This window comes from Variovorax paradoxus (assembly GCF_009755665.1).
GTDB lineage: Bacteria > Pseudomonadota > Gammaproteobacteria > Burkholderiales > Burkholderiaceae_C > Variovorax > Variovorax paradoxus_G.
On record NZ_CP046622.1, the window covers coordinates 4,836,529 to 4,854,930 of the forward strand.

Annotated in this window: 17 protein-coding genes and 1 tRNA gene; 6 read left to right on the top strand and 12 right to left on the bottom strand. The window is 64.4% G+C overall.

Annotation, left to right across the window (positions count from 1 at the left end; all coding sequences use genetic code 11):
- Positions 1–207: 207 nt before the first annotated feature.
- The 4 genes from frc (GOQ09_RS22590) to oxc all read right to left on the bottom strand — a co-directional run bounded on the left by frc (GOQ09_RS22590) (position 208) and on the right by oxc (position 5,091).
- Positions 208–1,455, bottom strand: coding sequence for a formyl-CoA transferase (frc, locus tag GOQ09_RS22590; RefSeq protein WP_157615915.1), 1,248 nt, complete (start codon positions 1,453–1,455; stop codon positions 208–210).
- Positions 1,455–1,892 (bottom strand): PAS domain-containing protein, encoded by a 438-nt coding sequence (locus GOQ09_RS22595; protein ID WP_157615917.1) that lies wholly within the window; start codon positions 1,890–1,892, stop codon positions 1,455–1,457. Before GOQ09_RS22595 ends, frc (GOQ09_RS22590) begins: the two co-directional genes overlap by 1 nt.
- 71 nt (positions 1,893–1,963) lie before the next feature.
- Positions 1,964–3,241, bottom strand: a complete 1,278-nt coding sequence (frc, locus tag GOQ09_RS22600) for a formyl-CoA transferase (protein ID WP_157615920.1) — start codon at positions 3,239–3,241, stop codon at positions 1,964–1,966.
- Between the two features lie 29 nt (positions 3,242–3,270).
- Positions 3,271–5,091: an oxalyl-CoA decarboxylase gene (gene oxc, locus GOQ09_RS22605; protein ID WP_157615922.1), complete on the bottom strand. Its 1,821-nt coding sequence runs from the start codon at positions 5,089–5,091 to the stop codon at positions 3,271–3,273.
- A gap of 156 nt (positions 5,092–5,247) precedes the next feature.
- Between oxc and GOQ09_RS22610 the strand changes: the two genes are divergently transcribed.
- On the top strand, positions 5,248–5,856 hold the full coding sequence (locus GOQ09_RS22610; protein ID WP_157615924.1) for a Crp/Fnr family transcriptional regulator: 609 nt from the start codon (positions 5,248–5,250) through the stop codon (positions 5,854–5,856).
- A 25-nt stretch (positions 5,857–5,881) separates the two neighbouring features.
- Here the strand turns inward: GOQ09_RS22610 and GOQ09_RS22615 are convergent, their stop codons facing one another.
- From GOQ09_RS22615 to GOQ09_RS22630, 4 genes are all read right to left on the bottom strand, one after another.
- On the bottom strand, positions 5,882–6,718 hold the full coding sequence (locus GOQ09_RS22615; RefSeq protein ID WP_157615926.1) for a cytidylate kinase family protein: 837 nt from the start codon (positions 6,716–6,718) through the stop codon (positions 5,882–5,884).
- A 16-nt stretch (positions 6,719–6,734) separates the two neighbouring features.
- Positions 6,735–8,264: a tripartite tricarboxylate transporter permease gene (locus GOQ09_RS22620; protein WP_157615928.1), complete on the bottom strand. Its 1,530-nt coding sequence runs from the start codon at positions 8,262–8,264 to the stop codon at positions 6,735–6,737.
- Between the two features lie 21 nt (positions 8,265–8,285).
- A complete protein-coding gene (locus GOQ09_RS22625; RefSeq protein ID WP_157615930.1) occupies positions 8,286–8,807 on the bottom strand; it encodes a tripartite tricarboxylate transporter TctB family protein in 522 nt (173 codons plus the stop codon).
- Between the two features lie 121 nt (positions 8,808–8,928).
- Positions 8,929–9,951: a Bug family tripartite tricarboxylate transporter substrate binding protein gene (locus GOQ09_RS22630; protein ID WP_431769317.1), complete on the bottom strand. Its 1,023-nt coding sequence runs from the start codon at positions 9,949–9,951 to the stop codon at positions 8,929–8,931.
- A gap of 294 nt (positions 9,952–10,245) precedes the next feature.
- Here GOQ09_RS22630 and GOQ09_RS22635 point away from each other — a divergent pair, with 294 nt between their 5' ends.
- The gene (locus tag GOQ09_RS22635; RefSeq protein ID WP_126749368.1) at positions 10,246–10,485 is read left to right on the top strand and encodes a hypothetical protein; all 240 of its coding nucleotides are present in this window, start codon (positions 10,246–10,248) and stop codon (positions 10,483–10,485) included.
- Between the two features lie 70 nt (positions 10,486–10,555).
- Positions 10,556–10,630: transfer RNA gene (locus GOQ09_RS22640), tRNA-Arg, on the top strand.
- 12 nt (positions 10,631–10,642) lie between these two features.
- Here the strand turns inward: GOQ09_RS22640 and GOQ09_RS22645 are convergent.
- Positions 10,643–11,536: an NAD(P)H-binding protein gene (locus GOQ09_RS22645; protein WP_157615933.1), complete on the bottom strand. Its 894-nt coding sequence runs from the start codon at positions 11,534–11,536 to the stop codon at positions 10,643–10,645.
- A gap of 110 nt (positions 11,537–11,646) precedes the next feature.
- Between GOQ09_RS22645 and GOQ09_RS22650 the strand changes: the two genes are divergently transcribed.
- Positions 11,647–12,573, top strand: a complete 927-nt coding sequence (locus GOQ09_RS22650) for a LysR family transcriptional regulator (RefSeq protein ID WP_157615934.1) — start codon at positions 11,647–11,649, stop codon at positions 12,571–12,573.
- Positions 12,574–12,597: 24 nt separating this feature from the next.
- Here GOQ09_RS22650 and GOQ09_RS22655 read toward each other — a convergent pair whose 3' ends face one another.
- Positions 12,598–12,768, bottom strand: coding sequence for a hypothetical protein (locus tag GOQ09_RS22655; RefSeq protein WP_157615935.1), 171 nt, complete (start codon positions 12,766–12,768; stop codon positions 12,598–12,600).
- Between the two features lie 24 nt (positions 12,769–12,792).
- Between GOQ09_RS22655 and GOQ09_RS22660 the strand changes: the two genes are divergently transcribed.
- Positions 12,793–14,031 carry a pectate lyase family protein gene (locus tag GOQ09_RS22660; RefSeq protein ID WP_207309887.1) on the top strand — a complete coding sequence of 413 codons (1,239 nt, stop codon included), beginning with the start codon at positions 12,793–12,795 and terminating at the stop codon, positions 14,029–14,031.
- A gap of 403 nt (positions 14,032–14,434) precedes the next feature.
- Here GOQ09_RS22660 and GOQ09_RS22665 read toward each other — a convergent pair whose 3' ends face one another.
- Positions 14,435–14,815, bottom strand: coding sequence for a hypothetical protein (locus tag GOQ09_RS22665; protein WP_157615936.1), 381 nt, complete (start codon positions 14,813–14,815; stop codon positions 14,435–14,437).
- A gap of 321 nt (positions 14,816–15,136) precedes the next feature.
- On the opposite strand from GOQ09_RS22665, the gene GOQ09_RS22670 reads away from it, so the two are divergent.
- Complete coding sequence (locus GOQ09_RS22670) at positions 15,137–17,404, top strand: EAL domain-containing protein (RefSeq protein ID WP_157615938.1); 2,268 nt, start codon at positions 15,137–15,139, stop codon at positions 17,402–17,404.
- 239 nt (positions 17,405–17,643) lie between these two features.
- Here GOQ09_RS22670 and GOQ09_RS22675 read toward each other — a convergent pair whose 3' ends face one another.
- Entirely contained in the window at positions 17,644–18,390 is a 747-nt protein-coding gene (locus tag GOQ09_RS22675) for a lysophospholipid acyltransferase family protein (protein WP_157615940.1), read from the bottom strand.
- Positions 18,391–18,402 lie beyond the last annotated feature (12 nt).

Genomic DNA, 18,402 nt, shown 5'->3' on the forward strand with positions numbered 1-18,402 from the left:
CTCCTAGATATTGAGCGCCGGGCGGCAAATGTTTTGCGTGTCGGCATGATCAAAATGTAGATTCGATGATCGATAAATAATAGTTAAACTATTTTATTGAATGCATTTGCCATAAGTTATACATAGATGGCCGCGAATTCCCACTGCGGATGAATTTGCACCCGCGATTTCCCCGGCCTTCAAAAACAGCGTTTCTTCAGCTCAGGCTCAAATCACGCCTTCGGCGCGCAGCGCCGCAACGTCGCCCGCCGTGTAGCCGAGCTGCGTCAGCACTTCTTCTGTGTGCTCGCCGAGAAGCGGCGAGCGCGTCACTTCGGTCCGGCTGTCGGACATCTTGATCGGGTTGCCCACCGTCAGGTACTTGCCGCGGGTGGGGTGGTCCACCTCGACGATGGTGCCGGTCTCGCGCAGCGATTCGTCGGCGGCGATTTCCTTCATCGAGAGAATCGGGCCGCACGGAATGTCGTACTGGTTGAGGATGTCCATGGCCTCGAACTTGTCCTTGGTCATGGTCCATTGCTCGATGCGCGCGAAGATCGGCTTCAGGTGCAGCAGGCGCGCCGCCGGCGTGGCATAGGCCTCGTCGGTAATCCAGCCTTCTTCGCCGATGACCTTGCACACCGCGGGCCACACCGCCCCTTGGGTGATGAAGTAGATGTACGCGTTGGGGTCGGTCTCCCAGCCCTTGCACTTGAGAATGGAGCCCGGCTGGCCGCCGCCCGATGCATTGCCCGCACGCGGCACCGCGTCGCCGAACTTGCCGTCGGGGTACTGCGGGTACTCGTGCATGGTGCCGGTGCGCTCCAGGCGCTGCTGGTCGCGCATCTTCACGCGGCAGAGGTTCAGCACTGCGTCCTGCATGGGCGCGAGCACCTGCTGGCCGCGGCCCGTGCTGTTGCGCTGGTACAGCGCCGCCATGATGCCCAGCGCCAGGTGCAGGCCGGTGCCGCTGTCGCCGATCTGCGCGCCCGTGACAACAGGCGGGCCGTCTTCGAAGCCGGTGGTCGACGCCGCGCCGCCCGCGCACTGCGCCACGTTCTCGTACACCTTGCAGTGCTCGTACTTGCCGGGGCCAAAGCCCTTGACGGAGGCCACGATCATGCGCGGGTTGAGCTCCTGGATGTGGGCCCAGGTAATGCCCATGCGGTCGAGCGCGCCGGGTGCGAAGTTCTCCACTAGCACGTCGCAGGTCTTGATCAGCGAGTCGAGCACCTGCTTGCCCTTCGGCTTCTTGGTGTCCAGCGTGATCGAGCGCTTGTTGTGGTTCAGCATCGTGAAGTAGAGGCTGTCCACACCGGGAATGTCGCGCAGCTGTGCGCGCGTTGCATCGCCTTCGCCGGCGCGCTCCACCTTGATCACGTCGGCGCCGAACCACGCCAGCAGCTGGGTGCAGGTGGGGCCGGACTGGACATGGGTGAAGTCGAGAATGCGAACGCCCTCAAGTGCCTTGCTCATCAGCTGTCTCCTTTGATCGTGGTCTCTGCTTCTTGCAGTCGAGCGCGCAATTTACGCTCTTCGGCAAAGCGGGCGGTTTCGTCTCGCACGATGGCAACGATGCCCGTGACCTCGCGATCCTCCGAGAACAGCATCGACACCGTGAAGGCGATCGACAGCGTGTGCCCGTCCTTGTGCAGCGCGGGTACGCGCAGCAGGTCGGCTCCATACTTGGTGATGCCGGTTTCCATGGTCTTGTGGTAACCGTCCCAGTGCCGCTGGCGCTGCCTCTGGGGAATGATCATGTCGAGCGACTGGCCCAGTGCCTCGGCTTCGGTAAAGCCGAAGATCCGCTCGGCGGCGCGGTTCCAGAGCGTGATCGCTCCTTTCGCATCGCACACCATGATCGCGTCGCCGGCGCCTTCGACGAGCTGCTTGAAATCAACGTTCGCTTGCATGTTTACCTCTGGCGCTTCATGTCGATTCCCGGTTTCGCCCGCTCCTGGAGCGGACGAAACCGGGGGAGCCGCTACACGGCCTTGGATTCCTTGAGATTGTCGATCTGTTCCTTGGTGTAGCCCAGCTCCGCCAGCACCTCTTCAGTGTGCTCGCCCAGCAGCGGCGAGGCGGTGACCTCGGGCTTGAGGTCCGAGAACTTGATCGGGCTGCCGATGGTCCAGTAGCTGCCGCGCTCCTTGTGCGGCACTTCGACGATGGAGCCGCTCTTGCGCAGCGACTCGTCGTGCAGCAGTTCCTTCATCGACAGCACCGGGGCGCAAGGAATGTCGTGCTTGCGGAAGATGTCCACCGCCTCGAACTTGGTCTTGTCCTTGATGAAGTCCTCGATGGTCGCGAAGATCTGGTCGATGTGCGGCTGGCGGGCCTTGGGGGTCATGTAGTCCGGGTCGGTCTTCCACTCGGGCTTGCCGAGCGCGTCGCAGATCGGGTCCCAGGCGTGGCCCTGCACCGTGAAGTAGATGTAGGCGTTGGGATCGGTCTGCCAACCCTTGCACTTCAAAATCCAGCCCGGCTGTCCGCCGCCGCCGGCATTGCCGCCGCGCGGCACCACCTTGTCCTTGAAGGCGTCCATCTCGTGCGGGTACTGGGGGTATTCCTCCAGGTAGCCCACGCTGTCCAGGCGCTGCTGGTCGCGCATCTTCACGCGGCACAGGTTGAGCACGGCGTCCTGCATGGAGCAAGCCACCTTCTGGCCCTTGCCCGTTTGCTGGCGGCCGATGATGGCCGTCAGGATGCCGATGGCCAGGTGCATGCCGGTGTTGGAGTCGCCCAGTGCGGCCGCCGAAATGGTGGGCACCGAGTTTTCACCCTTCCACCAGCCGGTGGTGGAGGCCGCGCCGCCCGCGCACTGCGCCACGTTCTCGTACACCTTCAGGTCTTCGTAGTGGTGGCCGTCGCTGAAGCCCTTGACCGAGGCGACGATCATCTTGGGGTTCAGTTCCTGGATGCGCGCCCAGGTAAAGCCCATGCGGTCGAGTGCACCGGGGCCGAAGTTTTCCACCAGCACGTCGGATTCGCGGATCAGCTTTTCCAGCACCGCCTTGCCCTCGGGCTTCTTGGTGTCCAGCGTGATCGAACGCTTGTTGCTGTTGAGCATGGTGAAGTACAGCGCGTCGACATTCGGGATGTCGCGCAGCTGGCTGCGCGTGACGTCGCCGGCACCCGGGCGCTCGACCTTGATCACGTCGGCGCCGAACCAGGCCAGCATCTGCGTGCATGCCGGACCCGCCTGCACGTGGGTGAAGTCGATGATCTTGATGCCGTTGAGGGGTTTGTTGTTGCTGCTCATTGCTGCGATCTCCTGATTGAATGAACGGATTACTTCTTCTTGGCCGTGGCCGGATTGAGGCTGGTGATGCGGCCGCTCTCGGTGCCGGCGGTCTCGTCGATCACGGCGTTGATGAGCGTGGGGCGGCGGGAAGCCACGGCTTCGGCCAGCGCCTTCTGCAGTTCGTCCGCGGTGGTGGCGTTGACACCCACGCCGCCGAAGGCTTCCATCAGCTTGTCGTAGCGCGCGTTCTTCACGAAAACGGTGGGCGCCACGTCGGGCGTGCCGCTGGGGTTGACGTCGGTGCCGCGGTAGACGCCGTTGTTGTTGAACACGACGATGCAGATCGGCAGGTTGTAGCGGCAGATGGTTTCCACCTCCATGCCGCTGAAGCCGAAGGCGCTGTCGCCCTCGATGGCGATCACCGGCTTGTCGGTCACCACCGCGGCCGCCACGGCAAAGCCCATACCGATGCCCATGATTCCCCACGTGCCCACGTCCAGGCGCTTGCGCGGCTCGTACATGTCGACGATGCTGCGTGCGAAGTCGAGCGTGTTGGCACCCTCGTTCACCACAATGGCGTCGGGCCGGGCCTTCACCTGGTCGCGGATCACGCTCAGCGCGCTGTGGAAGTTCATCGGCGAAGGCCGCGCGGCCAGCGTCACGGCCATCTTCGACAGGTTCTTGTCCTTGCGCTCGGCAATGGCGCCGGTCCATTCGGCCGGCGGCTTGGCCCACTTGGCATCGACGCCGGCGAGCAGCGCCGCCACGCAGGAGCCGATGTCCCCGATCACCGGTGCGGCAATGGCCACGTTGCTGTCGATCTCGGTCGGTGCGATGTCGATCTGGATGAACTGCTTGGCGCCCTTCTCCTGGCCCCAGGTCTTGCCCTTGCCGTGCGAGAGCAGCCAGTTGAGGCGCGCGCCCACCAGCATCACCACGTCGGCCTCTTGCAGCACATAGGAGCGCGCCGCAGCGGCCGATTGCGCATGCGTGTCGGGCAGCAGGCCCTTGGCCATCGACATCGGCAGGTAGGGAATGCCGGTCTTCTCGATCAGCGCGCGGATGTCGGCGTCGGCCTGTGCATAGGCCGCACCCTTGCCGAGCAGGATCAGCGGCTTCTTTGCTCCCTTGAGCAGGTCGAGCGCGCGCTGAACCGCATCGGGCGCCGGAATCTGGCGGGGGGCCGGATCGACCACCTTGATGAGCGACCTGCGGCCGGCTTCGGCGTCCATGGTCTGCGCGAACAGCTTGGCCGGCAGATCGAGGTACACGCCGCCGGGGCGGCCCGACACGGCCGAGCGGATGGCCCGTGCAATGCCCACGCCGATGTCTTCGGCGTGCAGCACGCGGAAGGCAGCCTTGCACAGCGGCTTGGCGATGGCCAGCTGGTCCATCTCTTCGTAGTCGCCCTGCTGCAGGTCGACGATCTCGCGCTCGCTGGAGCCGCTGATGAGAATCATCGGGAAGCAGTTGGTGGTGGCGTTGGCCAGCGCCGTCAGGCCGTTCAGGAAGCCCGGCGCAGACACCGTGAGGCAGATGCCCGGCTTTTGCGTGAGAAAGCCGGCAGCGGCAGCGGCATTGCCCGCATGCTGCTCGTGGCGGAACGAGATGACGCGCAGGCCTTCTGCCTGGGCCATCCGCGTCAGGTCGGTGATCGGAATGCCCGGCAAGCCGAAGATCGTGTCGATATCGTTCAGCTTCAGCGCATCGATGACCAGGTGGAAGCCGTCGATCGTGGTGTCGTGCGCCTCCTCCGTGGGTTGCTTGAGTGCGAGCACGACCGCGTCGCCTTCGGCAGCCTTGTTCTTTGGCTTGAGGGCGTCGTCGAGGGTCGTGGATGCCTCTTTATCCGTTCTTACTGAAGACATGTCTCTCCTTCTTGCTTGGGTGAATGGCCGAGGCCCGAGCCGGGACTATGATTCGGGGCATGTCTTTCGGGCGTTGACCTCGGTCAACTTTCCGGAAAACGGCACCAGCCAGATGAACCAGAAGTTGTTGTTGCGAATTCGAGCAAGACGGGCCCCATGACTTTGTTGGAAAACCATCCGGAGAAAAACATCATTCGCGCGCAGCTCCGGCAGAACATCCTTCTCAAGGACCTGAGCGAGAGCGAACGCGCCGAGCTGGAAACCCATCTCGTCATCGTGGACGGCAACAAAGGCGACTTTCTGTTGCACCAGGGCGTGCGGGAGATGGAGCAGTACTTCATCCTCGACGGCATCCTCAAGCGGGTGGTGAGCAACCCCGAGGGCAAGGAAATGATCCTGCGCTTTGCCGACGCGCACGACATGGAAACGAGCTATGCGGCCCTGCGGCTTGGCACGCCCACGCCCTACGGCATCGTGTGCGTCACCAAGGCTCGCGTGGCCAGCCTCCCGCTGAAGGAGTGGATCGCGTTCTTGAACCGCCACCCCGAGACCAAGGAGCTGTTCGAATACTGCGTGATGCGCGGCATGAGCGAAATCATGGCGCACACCATCACGCTGCATTTGCTCGACGCACCCGGGCGCGTGCACCGATTCATGCGCAAGCACCCCGAGCTGGAAGACCGCATTCCCAGCAAGGAGCTTGCGTCGTATCTCAACCTCTCCGCAGAAACCCTTAGCCGGCTCCGAAAACGCGGAAAGATCTAGGCAGGCGCGCAGTCGCGCGCGGTATTCAGGTCTGCTTGGACGATGCGAAGCGGCGCGGAACGGTCATCAGGCGCAGCGCGTTGTCCACGCTGCTTACGCCGCCCACCTTGGAGGCCACGTCCTCCGTAAGCGCGCGTTCTTCCGCGTTGAGAACGATGCCGCTCAGCTTTACCTTGCCTTGGTCGGCCTCGACGGTCACGCGGATGTCGCTGGTCGCCTCGTTGTCCTTCAGCGCCGACTTCACGCGCGCCGCAAGCGTCATGTTGGCCAGGAGCGCGCGCGAGGCCGGTGTTTCGGCAAACTCCGGCCGCTCCGCCAGCGCGCGGATCTGCGCCACGCAGCTGTCCACCGAGATGCGATCTGTGTTGAGCACCAGGTCGTAGAGCACCGGGTCGCCCCATGTCACGCCGAACTGCGCATGCATGCGCGCCGCGTGCGCATCGTCGCTGCGCCGGATTTCGGCTTCGGCAAACTCCGCGTCGTCGGTTTCCAGGTGCGCCATCAGCCATGCGACACGATTCTTCATCGAGCGCGTGATGCGTACGCACACCACGTGCGGCACCGGCCGCAGCAGGCAGGTGGCGCCCCAGCCGCGCAGCACCACGTTGCCGCGGTCGGCCAGTGCAAAGAGTTCTTCGGCCGTGTAGAGCGCAAGGCTGCGCTTGTCGGCCGTGAGCCGTTCGACAAAGCCGGCCTTGCCGTCGCGCAGGCGGCCGATGAAGCTGGTCGGCACCTGCATGCGGTCGGCCACGCGCTCGATCGTCTCGTGGCGCATGATCTCGAGCCCGAGCTGCTCGGCAAGGCGCTGCGACACGTCCTTGGCAAGGGAGCCCATCTCCTGGGTGAGTGCAATCACTGGCATGTTGGTTGTTCTCCGGTCAGTCCACGGGGCGCTCGACGGCAAACTCGTCGTGCTTCTTGGGCTTGACCAGTGCAAGCACCTTGGAGATCAGCGGCCAGAACAGCAGCACCAGCGCCAGGGTGGTGATGCCACCGACCAGCGGGTTCGAGAACATGATCATCACGTCGCCCTGCGAGACCAGCATGGCCTGGCGGAACGAGTCTTCGGCCTTGTCGCCGAGCACCAGCGCCAGCACCAGCGGCGCGAGCGGGAAGTCGAGCTTCTTGAAAAGATACCCCACCACGCCGAAGCCGAGCATGAACCAGATGTCGAGCATCGCGTTGTGCACCGTGTAGGCGCCAATGGCGCAGATCACGATGATCACCGGCGCGATGATCGAGAACGGAATGCGCAGGATCGAGGCGAACAGCGGCACCGTGCTCAGCACCACGATGAGGCCGACGATGTTGCCCAGGTACATGCTGGCGATGAGGCCCCAGACGAAGTCCTTCTGCTCGACGAAGAGCAGCGGGCCCGGCTGCAGGCCCCAGATCAGCAGGCCGCCCAGCAGCACCGCGGCAGTGGGCGAGCCCGGAATGCCCAGCGCCAGCATCGGCAGCAATGCGCTGGTGCCTGCGGCGTGCGCCGCGGTTTCGGGCGCAACCACGCCTTCCATTTGCCCGGTGCCGAACTTGGAGCCGCGCTTGGACATCTTCTTGGCCAGGCCGTAGGCCATGAACGAAGCCGGAGTGGCGCCGCCGGGCGTGATGCCCATCCAGATGCCGATGAGCGAACTGCGCAGCGACGTTACCCAGTACTGCGGCAGCTGCTTCCAGGTCTGCAGCACCACCTTCGGATCGATCTTCGCGGTCTTGCCGGAGAACTTCAGGCCTTCTTCCATCGACAGCAGAATTTCGCCGATGCCGAACAGGCCGATCACTGCAATGAGGAAGTCGAACCCTCGCATCAGCTCAGGCTGGCCGAAGGTCAGCCGCAGCTGGCCCGTGACCGTGTCCATGCCCACGCTCGCCAGCGCAAAGCCGAGCGCCATGGATGCCAGGATCTTGAATGGCGACCCTTTGCCCATGCCCACGAAGCTGCAGAAGGTAAGCAAGTACACCGCAAAGAATTCGGGCGAGCCGAACTTCAGCGCGAACTTGGCCACCAGCGGCGCGAGGAAGGTGATCATGATCACCGCCAGCAGTGCGCCGATGAACGACGAGGTGAACGCCGTGGTGAGCGCCGCGCCCGCATTGCCCTGCTGCGCCATCGGGTAGCCGTCGAAGGTGGTGGCCACCGACCACGGCTCGCCCGGTATGTTGAACAGAATGGAGGTGATGGCACCGCCGAACAGCGCCCCCCAGTAGATGCACGACAGCATGATGATCGCCGAGGTGGGCGACATCGTGAACGTGAGGGGCAGCAGGATGGCCACGCCGTTGGCGCCGCCGAGCCCCGGGAGCACGCCGATCAGTACCCCCAGGATGATGCCGACGAACATCAGGCCGATGTTCATGGGGGTGAGGATCACCGAGAAGCCCTGCAGCAGGGCGCTGATTTCTTCCATTTCGCGTTTGCTCCGTGAAATTCAGTAGCCGAGGAATCGGAGGGGATCGAGAGCGCCCTTGAACAGCGGCACCTTGAACCACACCTCGAACATGCAGAAGAAAACCGTGTTGACGACCAGTGCCGCGATGACGCTCTTCACCCATGAGTACTTGCCGAGCAACACCATGAAGAGCGCGATGTAGATCGCCGACGCCAGGTACAGCCCGAGCAACGAGATGGCAAGCACGTAGACGATGGCAGGCAGCAGCACAGAGAGCACGCGCTTGAGCTGCACCGAGTCGACGAAGATTTCGGTCTTCTTGTCTTTGCCGAGCAGCGCCTGGTACAGGATGCCGGCGCCGGAGATCGCGATGATCGCGCCAATGTAGAAGGGAAAGTAGCCCGAGCCGGGGCCGTCGCTGGTCCAGCCGGAGCCCAGCCTCTGGCTCTCGACGATGACTACAAGGCCTATTGCCAGCAGGACCGCCGCCACCACCGCCTCGACCACATTGGTCGCTACGCCGGTGCGTGCCGCGCCTTCGGAATTCTCGTCGTGCTCCATGGAGACCTCATCGTTCGTGTGTATGTACCGAGAAAAAAACGAGAGTGCAGCGCCCCGCCCGCCGCCCTTCCGCGGCGGCCGCGTCGTCAGGCAAGGAGCGCTGCAGGGCGCTCGATTGCTGCTACTTGCTGCTGGCCAGGAAACCGGCTTCGCTCATCAGCGTGCGGTGGGTGGCTTCCGCTTCGGTCAGCCACTTGGTGAAGGGTTCGCCCGTCATGAACGTCGGGTTGAACGCGCCCTTCTCCATGTATTCCTTCCAGTCGGGCGTGGCCGCGATCTTGGTCAGAAGGTCGACGTAGAAGGCGCGCTGCTCGGGCGTGACGCCCGGAGGCATGAAGATGCCGCGCAGCATCGTGTACTTGGTGGGAACGCCGGCTTCCTTGCAGGTGGGCACATCGTTCCACGACTGCGTCTCGGTGACCTTGGCCTTGAACGGCATGCGCTCGTCGTCGAACACGCACAGCGCGCGCAGCTTGCCCGCACGCCACTGGGCCACCGCCTCGATCGGGTTGTTGACGGTCGACTGCACATGGCCGCCCACCAGCTGCACCGCCACCTCGCCGCCGCCCTTGAACGGCACGTAGATGAACTTGGTGCCGGTGGCCTTCTCGAGCGCCACGGTGATGATTTGGTCTTCCTGCTTGGAGCCGGTGCCGGCCATCTTGAACTTGCTCGGTCCCGCCGCCTTGGCTGCCGCGATGTACTCCGCGGCGCTCTTGTACGGTTGCTCGGCATTGGTCCACAGCACGAACTGGTCGAGCGCCAGCATTGCGACCGGGGTCATATCCTTCCAGTTGAAGGGCACGCCGGTGGCCATGGGCGTGGTGAACAGGTTGGACAGCGAGATGATGATCTTGTGCGGATCGCCCTTGGCTTCCTTCACCGCCAGAAAGCCTTCGGCGCCCGCGCCGCCCGACTTGTTGACGACGATCAACGGCTCTTTCATGAGCTTGTACTTGATGACGATGCCCTGCAGCAGCCGGCCCATCTGGTCGGCGCCTCCGCCGGTGCCCGCTGGAATCACGAACTCCACCGGCTTGGCGGGCTCCCATGCTGCGGCTGGTGCGGTGGCCGCGAGTGCCAGCATGGCGGCGGTAAAGACTTTGGCCCGGCAAGCGTGGGCACGCGAAAAGAAGTTCTTCATCATGTTGTCTCCTGTGTAAGGGTGTGCTCTATTTTTTAAAGAATCTGAGCCGAGATGCGAACAGGGCAGATGGTGCGCGCAGCACGAACGTCGCTTGCTTGACCATGGTCAACTTTTCAAAGATTTTGTCTTGGGGTTAGCCCGCGCCATGTGGTTGGACGAGCTGCGCAACCGTGATGCGCCGGGCCCACTCCTGGGTGCCTTCGGCGCCCTATTTCCCACGCTCCGGGACATATTCGGGTAAACCCTAGAATAGAGGGGTCATCCCACTCACCAGATCCAGGAGTTCCCTTTATGTCTACCCTTGACCGGTCGTCCAGCGCAAGCACGTTCGGCAGCGGCTTGGCTGGCGCGCTCAAGGCGCTTGCAGAAGAAGCAAGCGTGCTCGTTCAGGCCTTGCTGAGCCCAGGCAAGATCATCAGCGAGGTCGAAGAAATGCGCGCCCTGCAAACGCGCGCCGACCGCATCGAAGCGTCCGACCCGGCGCGCGCGGCCGTGCTGCGCTGGCACGCCTCGCGCGTCGGCCTGCGCTGAGCGCTGCCGCCCTCACGCACGGGGCGGTTCGAAGCGCAAGCGAACTGGTAAAGTTCGGGCCGTCCACCGCGTCTTCGTAGTTCAATGGATAGAACGGGGTCCTCCTAAGACTCAGATACAGGTTCGATTCCTGTCGAAGGCACCACCGCACACCAAGTCAGGTCTCCTCGAAAGCAGGCCTGAAAACCCTGGCAGCGAAATCCGCGAGCGTCGTCGGAGTGATCTCGGTAGGGCCCTTGTCGTACTCGCCGTCGAGGCGCCCCAAAGAGAAGGCCTCGCTCATTTCCGCCAATTGCGCAGCGGCGCTCGCCGAGAAGCCCTGCTGCATCAGCGCCGCCTTAGCTTGCTCCGGATCGGATTGAACGTACGCGAGGTCCGGCCTGCCGATGGCCTCGCCGAGCAGCGCCGTCGCTTCCTTCATCGTGTAAAGGCTTGGCGCGCGCAGATGGAGCACGCGCTTGCCCTTGCCCGAGGGCGTGCGCAACTCGCGCGCAATGACTTGCGCGATATCGGCGGTCGCCACCATCGGCAGCGGCGAATCGGGCGCGGTCATGTCCGCATACGCGCCGATGCTGCGGATCATCTCTATCGCGGCCAGGTGGTTCTCGAAGAAGTAGCCGGGCCGCACGTGCAGCACGTCCACGCCGGCGAGTTCGTCCAGGCGCCGCTCCTGTCGATGCAGGCCCGCGATCGGCCCGGTTCCCGAGTTCACATGCGCGCCGACGCTGCTCAGATTCACGACGCGTTTCACTTCGGCCGCGGCAACTGCCCGCGCGATCGCATCGCCCAGGCGGTCCTGCTCGGCGGCCATGTCGTGCGCTGCATAGTCGGTAGGGATCATCGTGTAGACGGCCGCGGCACCGGCGAATGCGCGGGCCAGGAAGTCCGCATCGGCGATGTCGCCAGCTGCGACGTCGGCGCCCGCGGCTTTCAGCGAAGCGAGCGATCCCGCATTGCGGCCGATGACGCGTACCGCCGCCGTCCCTTCTGCGAGCAGCAGTGCCGCGACTTTGGAGGTGATGTTGCCGTTGGAGCCGAGAAGTACATACATGGCGGTTCCCTTCATGGGTGAGGTTGCGATGGGTGCCATGGTGCGCGCCGCGGTTGTTTCCAGAAAGCGCCTGCGGGAGAATTCATTGTCCAGTTGTGGAGAACAATCGCATGAAGGCTCCCGCCATCTCCTTCGGCCGCCTGGCGGCCTTCGTCGCGGTGGCCGAGGCCGGCACCTTCACCGCCGCCGCCGAGCGGCTGAACACGACCAAGTCCGCGGTCAGCCAGGCGGTGGCGTTGCTCGAGCGGGAGTTGGGCACGCAGCTGTTGCAGCGATCCACGCGCAAGCTCGCAATCACCGACGCAGGGGCGGCGTTTCTCGCCGACTGCCGTGAGCTGCTGGCCGGCGCGGAGGCTGCGATGGAGCGGGCACGCACCGGACACGCGCAACCTTCGGGTACGTTGCGGCTCACCAGCCCGCAAGCATCGGCCGGCATGGTCGCGAGCTGGATCGCGGCTTATAGCGAACGCTATCCGGCAATGCGCGTGGACTATGTGCCCACGGACCGCAAGCTCGATGTGATTGCCGAGCACTTCGATCTCACGATCCGCATCGGGCCAATGGCCGATTCCGGCCTTCGCGCGGTGGTGCTCGAGGAACTCGGGCTTTGGACTGTCGCGGCGCCCAGCTACCTCGCCCGCCATGGCACGCCGCGCAAGCCCGCGGAGCTCGCGGGGCACGAGTGGATTGCGCTGTCGCTGCTGCCGGCTCCGTGGTCGATCGATCTCGAGCGCGGCGGCCGAAAGGTGCGTGTGAAGCTGCGCGGCTCGATATCGGCGGCGAGCACGGACGCCGTGCTGCAACTGGTGCGCCAGGGCGCGGGCATTTCTTTTTTCCCGAGTACGGCAAACGTCCGCGCCGAGGTGGAAGCCGGGCGCCTTGTTCGTCTCTTTCCTGGCTGGGCGTCGGGCCGCATGTTTCTCTACGCGGCCTATCCGGGCAACATCGCTCCCCCCGCAAAGACGCGCGCGTTCATCGACCTTGCGAAGGAAGCCGTGCGATCTCGCGACAAATATGTCGTTCCAGCCTCGGGCTAGGGGCCTCGTTCGCGGAAATTTCGATCACTTCTGACAAAGCGCGCTCGCATCGACGCGAAGAAACAGAAATGCAATGTCGGCACGCAGCGTGCATATCGACATTGCCCGCGGCTTGGACAGTCCGTCCTTCATGCCGGGCATCGACTCATCAAAAAAATCATGAAGAAATTGAAGCCGACAAACCGGAAATTGCATCGGGCGCGTGCCGCGGGTGCTTTATTGACGTCGCTTGTGCTGGTGGCCTGCGGCGGCGGCGGCGGTGGATCGGGCTCGCCCGCAGTGCTGACCACATCCGCTCTTGCTGCCGCTCCCTCTGCCTCCTCGACTCCCTCCACCTCCTCCAATCCTTCCGCCCCCTCCTCCACTCCCTCCGGCCCTTCGACTCCCGATGCTCCTGTTGCCCCCGGTTCCTCCGAACCTGCACCAGCGTCCACGTCGAGCAGCCTTAGCGGCGGATTCGCCGGCGAAGTCACCGGAGGCGGCAAGGCCGCGGCCATCACGGTCTCTACCTCGGCGCAGATGCAGGCCGCCATCGATGCCTACAGCGGCACGGGCGGGCTGGTGATCCGATACAACGGAACGTTCGACTTCTCAAGCATCACCGACGCATGCACGCAATGGCAGCGGCCGGCCGGCGCCATCGTCGAGATCGAGGACAAGAGCGACATCACGATCGAGGGTGCCGACAACTCGTCGGCCAACTTCGGGCTGGCCATCAAGGCCGACGCCACGAACATCGTCATCCGCAACATGACGATCGGCCTGCTGCCGGGTTCGATCGATGCGATCGGCATCGAGGGCCAGGGAGGCAACTTCCCGAGCCACATCTGGATCGACCACAACACGCTGTTCAGCAGCCTGAAGGAGTGCCCGGGCGCTGGCGACCTGGAGTTCGACGGACTGCTCGACAACAAGGCCGGCGCGCACCACATCACCTATTCGTACAACCACATCCACGACCATCACAAGGTCGGCCTCATCGGCTCGAGCGACAGCGATTCCAGCGATCGCTTCATCACCTTCCATCACAACGTCTACGAGAACGTCGGCTCGCGCCTGCCGCTGCAGCGCGGCGGCTACACCCATCTCTACAACAACCTGTACAGCGGCGTGATCACCTCGGGCGCCAACATCCGCATGGGCGGCTTCTCGCTGATCGAAGGCAACTACTTCGAGAACTCGAAGAATCCCGTCACCTCGCGCGACAGCTCGGCAATCGGCTTCTGGGAACTGCGCAACAACAACATCAAGGCGCCGGCCGACTTCAGCACCTTCGGGATCACCTGGGTGGCCAGTTCGTCTTCACCGTCGCGCGACGCGAGCGACTGGATCACGACCGGCACCTTTCCGGTTGCCATTCCCTACGCGTACGCGGCGCAGGACCCAGCCTGCGTGAAGCAGAAGCTGCCCGCGGTGGCTGGCGCGGGCAAGGCCCTCGCAAGCCTCACCTGCAACTGACGACTGTTGGAGATGCCGGAGCGCTATTCCGGCGCGGCCGGCGTACGCAAGGCCGGCGACGCTGCCTGTTGCTGGCTTTGCATCGGGCCGACGAATGCGACCGGTGCGGGCCCGTCTTGCGTCCTGCGCCCAATGCCTCGTACGAGGTGGCGCGGTAGATGGTGTGTTCTTCTCAATTGCTCCAGCGCCTCGCTGCGGGCTGGTTCCGACACCGGTAGAAACATCTGCAATACGCTCATGATGTCATCCCGTGAGGCCAGAAAAGAATGTGGCTGGCTCGCATTGATCGGAGCGCAGCTTCAGGTTTAGCGGCCTCTGGCGTGGTCGCAGGAGGCGGATTATGGGCGCCTTGCGCCGGCACGCCACTACAGCCACTCGCGCAGTAGTGTTGCTGCTGTGCTCATCAGCTGCCGGAGCCTTCGCGCCGGGCGGTCTCTTCAGCGGCGCGGCGGCGCGCACGCCGCATGGCCAGCTCGGTGGCCCGTTGCAGCGCCCGCAGCTGAAAGGTCACATCGTGAATTTCACCGACGAGGCCGAACTGCTTGCAAGCGTTGATGCGATCGGCGGCGGCGCCGCGCCAGTCCACGGGCGCCGAAGCGCCTTTCGGGGCCACGAGGTGCATCAGGTCGGCAACGCAGGCGGTCACGTCGTCGGCGGCGGCTCTCAGCGCGGATGTCGCTGTATCGACATCGCTGTCGCGTTTCATCATTGCGTCCTTGACGGTGACGCGCAGAGGCGGTTTCTGACGCCTCTCCGTGCTTCGCTCCTGCATTTTCTTGTCCACGGCATTCGATTCCGAAAAGGAGTTCATTGCGCTGGTCGGTGAGCAGCATCGGCGGGCGATCCGCCGGCTTGAAGTTGCGCATGCTACTGCTATTGGCCTACCGAGGCTCCAGACGGCCGGATTCGCTCGCCTCAGACCGATGCACACGCATGTTTCTTCGCAGCCACTGTGCGGGCCGGAATAGGTATTGAACCCGAGCGAAACGGCGCCTCGAAGTGTCTAATGCATTGATCATGTAAGGAGCCGCAACATGAGGTATTTGGTTCGCACATGCGCAGCATTCACGCTCGGACTTGCGATCAGGAAGGCAAACGAAGCCCTATGAGCAAACAGCAGAACCGGCGCATCCTGCTGGCAGACGACACGCCCGCCATTCACGAGGACTTCCGGAAAATCCTCCTGACGGAAGCCGCGGCCTCGGACCTGGACGACATGGAGGCCGCGCTGTTCGGCACCTCGGCCAGGCAGACCTCGGTGGACTTTGTGCTGGACAGTGCCTACCAGGGCCAGGAAGCGCTTGCCAAGGTGCGTGAGGCACAGGAGGCGGGCGAGCCCTACGCCATGGCTTTCATCGACATGCGCATGCCCCCGGGCTGGGACGGCGTGGAGACGATCGAGCAGCTGTGGCGGGTCGACGCGCGCCTGCAGATCGTGATCTGTACGGCCTATGCGGACCAGTCGTGGGTCGAGGTGTTCGAGCGCCTGGACGCGCGCGACCGCCTGCTGGTGCTCAAGAAGCCGTTCGATCCGATCGAGGTGCGCCAGCTGGCCAGCGCACTCACGATGAAATGGCAGATGACGGAAGACGCCGCCTTCAAGATGAACCTGCTCGAGCAGGCCGTCGAAGAGCGCACCCGGGAGCTGTCGGACGCCAACATCATCGTGCAGAACAGCCCCACCATCCTCTACCGCCTGCGTGGCGAGCCTGCGTTCCCGCTGATCTATATCTCGCACAACATCACCAAGTTCGGCCACGATCCGGCCAGCCTGATGGCGAATCCGAATTGGGCAGACGTGCTGATCGACCCGGCCGACCAGGCCGGGGTTGCCGACGCGATGGCCCGCGTGCTCGAAAAGGACGCGGAAGGCGCCTCGATCGAATACCGCCTGTGCACCGGCGACGGCGGGCGGCGCTGGGTGGAAAACCGCTATGTGCCGGTCCGCGACAAGGAAGGCCGGCTCATCGAGGTCGAGGGCATCGTCATCGACGTCACGGAGCGCAAGGCGGCGGAAGAGCAGCTCGCGAAGCTGGCGCGCACCGACGGGCTGACCGGGCTCGCAAACCGCGCCACCCTCACCGAACGCCTGCACCAGGCCCATGCGGCCGCCCGGCGAGGCTCCATGCCGTTTGCGCTGCACTATCTCGACCTGGATCACTTCAAGCCGGTCAACGACATGTACGGCCATCCGACCGGCGACCTGCTGCTGCGAGAAGTGGCGCAGCGCTTGAAGACCTGCACGCGCGAAACCGACGTTGTGGCCCGCCTGGGCGGCGACGAGTTTGCAGTGCTGCAAAGCGAAATGGGCGAGCCCGCGGCCGCGGGCGCCCTGGCCGCGAAGATCCAGGCGGAACTGGCGCGCCCCTACATGCTGGGCGGCAACGAAGTGCATGTGTCCGTCAGCATCGGCATTTGCCCCTACATCGCGGGCAGTGCCGGGCCGGACGAAATGCTCGTGCAGGCCGACCTCGCGCTCTACCGGTCGAAGGAAGAGGGGCGCAACCAGTTCCACTTCCACTCCGAAGAAATCGACCACGAAGTGCGCGACCGCGTGGCGCTGGGGGAAGACCTGAAGAAGGCGATCGAGCGCGAAGAGCTGGAGCTCTACTACCAGCCGCAGGTCGAGCTGTCTTCCGGAAAGATCGTGGGCGTGGAAGCGCTGCTGCGCTGGAACCACCCCGAACGCGGCCTGCTCGACGCGGGTGCGTTCGTGCCCATTGCCGAGCGCACCGGGAGCATCGTCACGCTGGGCCGCTGGGTGCTGGACCGGGCGTGCGGTCAGATGAGCCAATGGCGCGAACAGGGCGTGGCGCCGCCCGTGCTGGCCATCAACCTGTCGCTCGGCCAGCTCAGAAAAGGCGCCGAGCTGGTTCGCGACGTGGTCGACTGCCTTGCGAAGTGGCAGCTCAACCCTTCCGACCTGGAGTTCGACGTGACCGAGTCGACGCTGGCCCAGATGACATGGAGCCATAACGACGTGCTGCCGCAGTTGCGGGCGCTCGGCGTGCGAATTGCCATCGATGACTTCGGCACCGAATATTCGTCGTTCGAATACCTGCGGACCTACCGCGTGAACCACCTGAAGATCGCGCAATCGATGCTCAAGCGAGCCATCGACGACCCCGACAGCGCGGCCACCGTTCGCGCCATCATGAACTTGGCGCGGGAGGCCCGCATCGGCATCATCGTCGAGGGGCTGGAGACGGAAGCGCAGCGCGCCTTTCTGCATTCGACGGGCTCCACCACCCTTGCACAGGGCTATTACTTCAGCGAGGCCGTGGTCGCCGACGAAGCGGGCGACCTCCTGCGCTCGGGCACCATGGAGCAAAGCGAGCGCAGCAAGGGCGAAGGCCAGGAGTCGGCCGGCTGACTGCGGGCACTGCCCTGCGCCGGCGTGGCGGACGCCCGGCCTACGTATGTAGGCACTTGCCCACGCGCATGAACTGATTTCTCCCGCAAGCCGCAGCCGCCGCAGCGTTCAACCTGCAGTCAGGCTCGCAAAGGCTCCGCGCCCTTTGTGCGGCTTCTCATTGCGGTTCCTCCTCACGGCGCATTCGTGCGTCGTTAAGCGCTCCTTCGGGAGCGCTTTTTTTGCCCGGTATGTTTCTTTCAGTGTGTTTCGCGGCGCAATTGCTGCACGTCTTCATGCAGCGACTGCGCCCAGGCGCGGCGCTCGCGGCCCAGCGAAGACTGCGGCTCGCCGAAGCGAACGATGGCCAAGAGGGGCGGTGCGCGCAGCGTGTTCCACAGCGAGGTCAGCAGGTTGTCGTCGTCGATGTAGCGCGGCGCCTGGCTGGTTTCTCCGGTGGCCGCGTCGGCAAAGCGCAGAGCGGCGGGCAGCACCGGCGCGCCCGACGAGATGGCGGCCTGCAGCAGGTTGGCGTGAAAGGGCAGCAGCCCCCGGCCGTCGCCGGTGGTGCCTTCGGGAAACACGCCGATGCGGTCGCCGCCTTGCAGGGCCTCGGTCATGTGGTGCACCACCCGCAACGCATCGCGCCGGCGTTCGCGCTCAATGTAGAGCGAACCGGCGCCGGTGGACATCGTGCCGATCAGCGGCCAGTGCTTCACGCCCGCCTTCGAGACAAAGCGCACGTGGCAGGCGGCATGAATGGCGGTGATGTCCAGCCACGAGAGATGGTTGCAGATGAGCAGCACCGGCCCGTTGGCGGGCGGCGTGCCCTGCACCTTGAGCGTGACGCCCATGATCTCGAGCAGGCGCCGCGACCACTGCTGCACCCGCAGGTTGCGCTCCTCCTGCGAAAGCCTTGGAAAGGTGAAGCGGATCGTCCACCACCCGCCCAGCGCGTGCCCTACCGCATGCAGCAGGCGCCAGCAGGCCTTCAGCGAACGGACCATCGAGACGTGTGC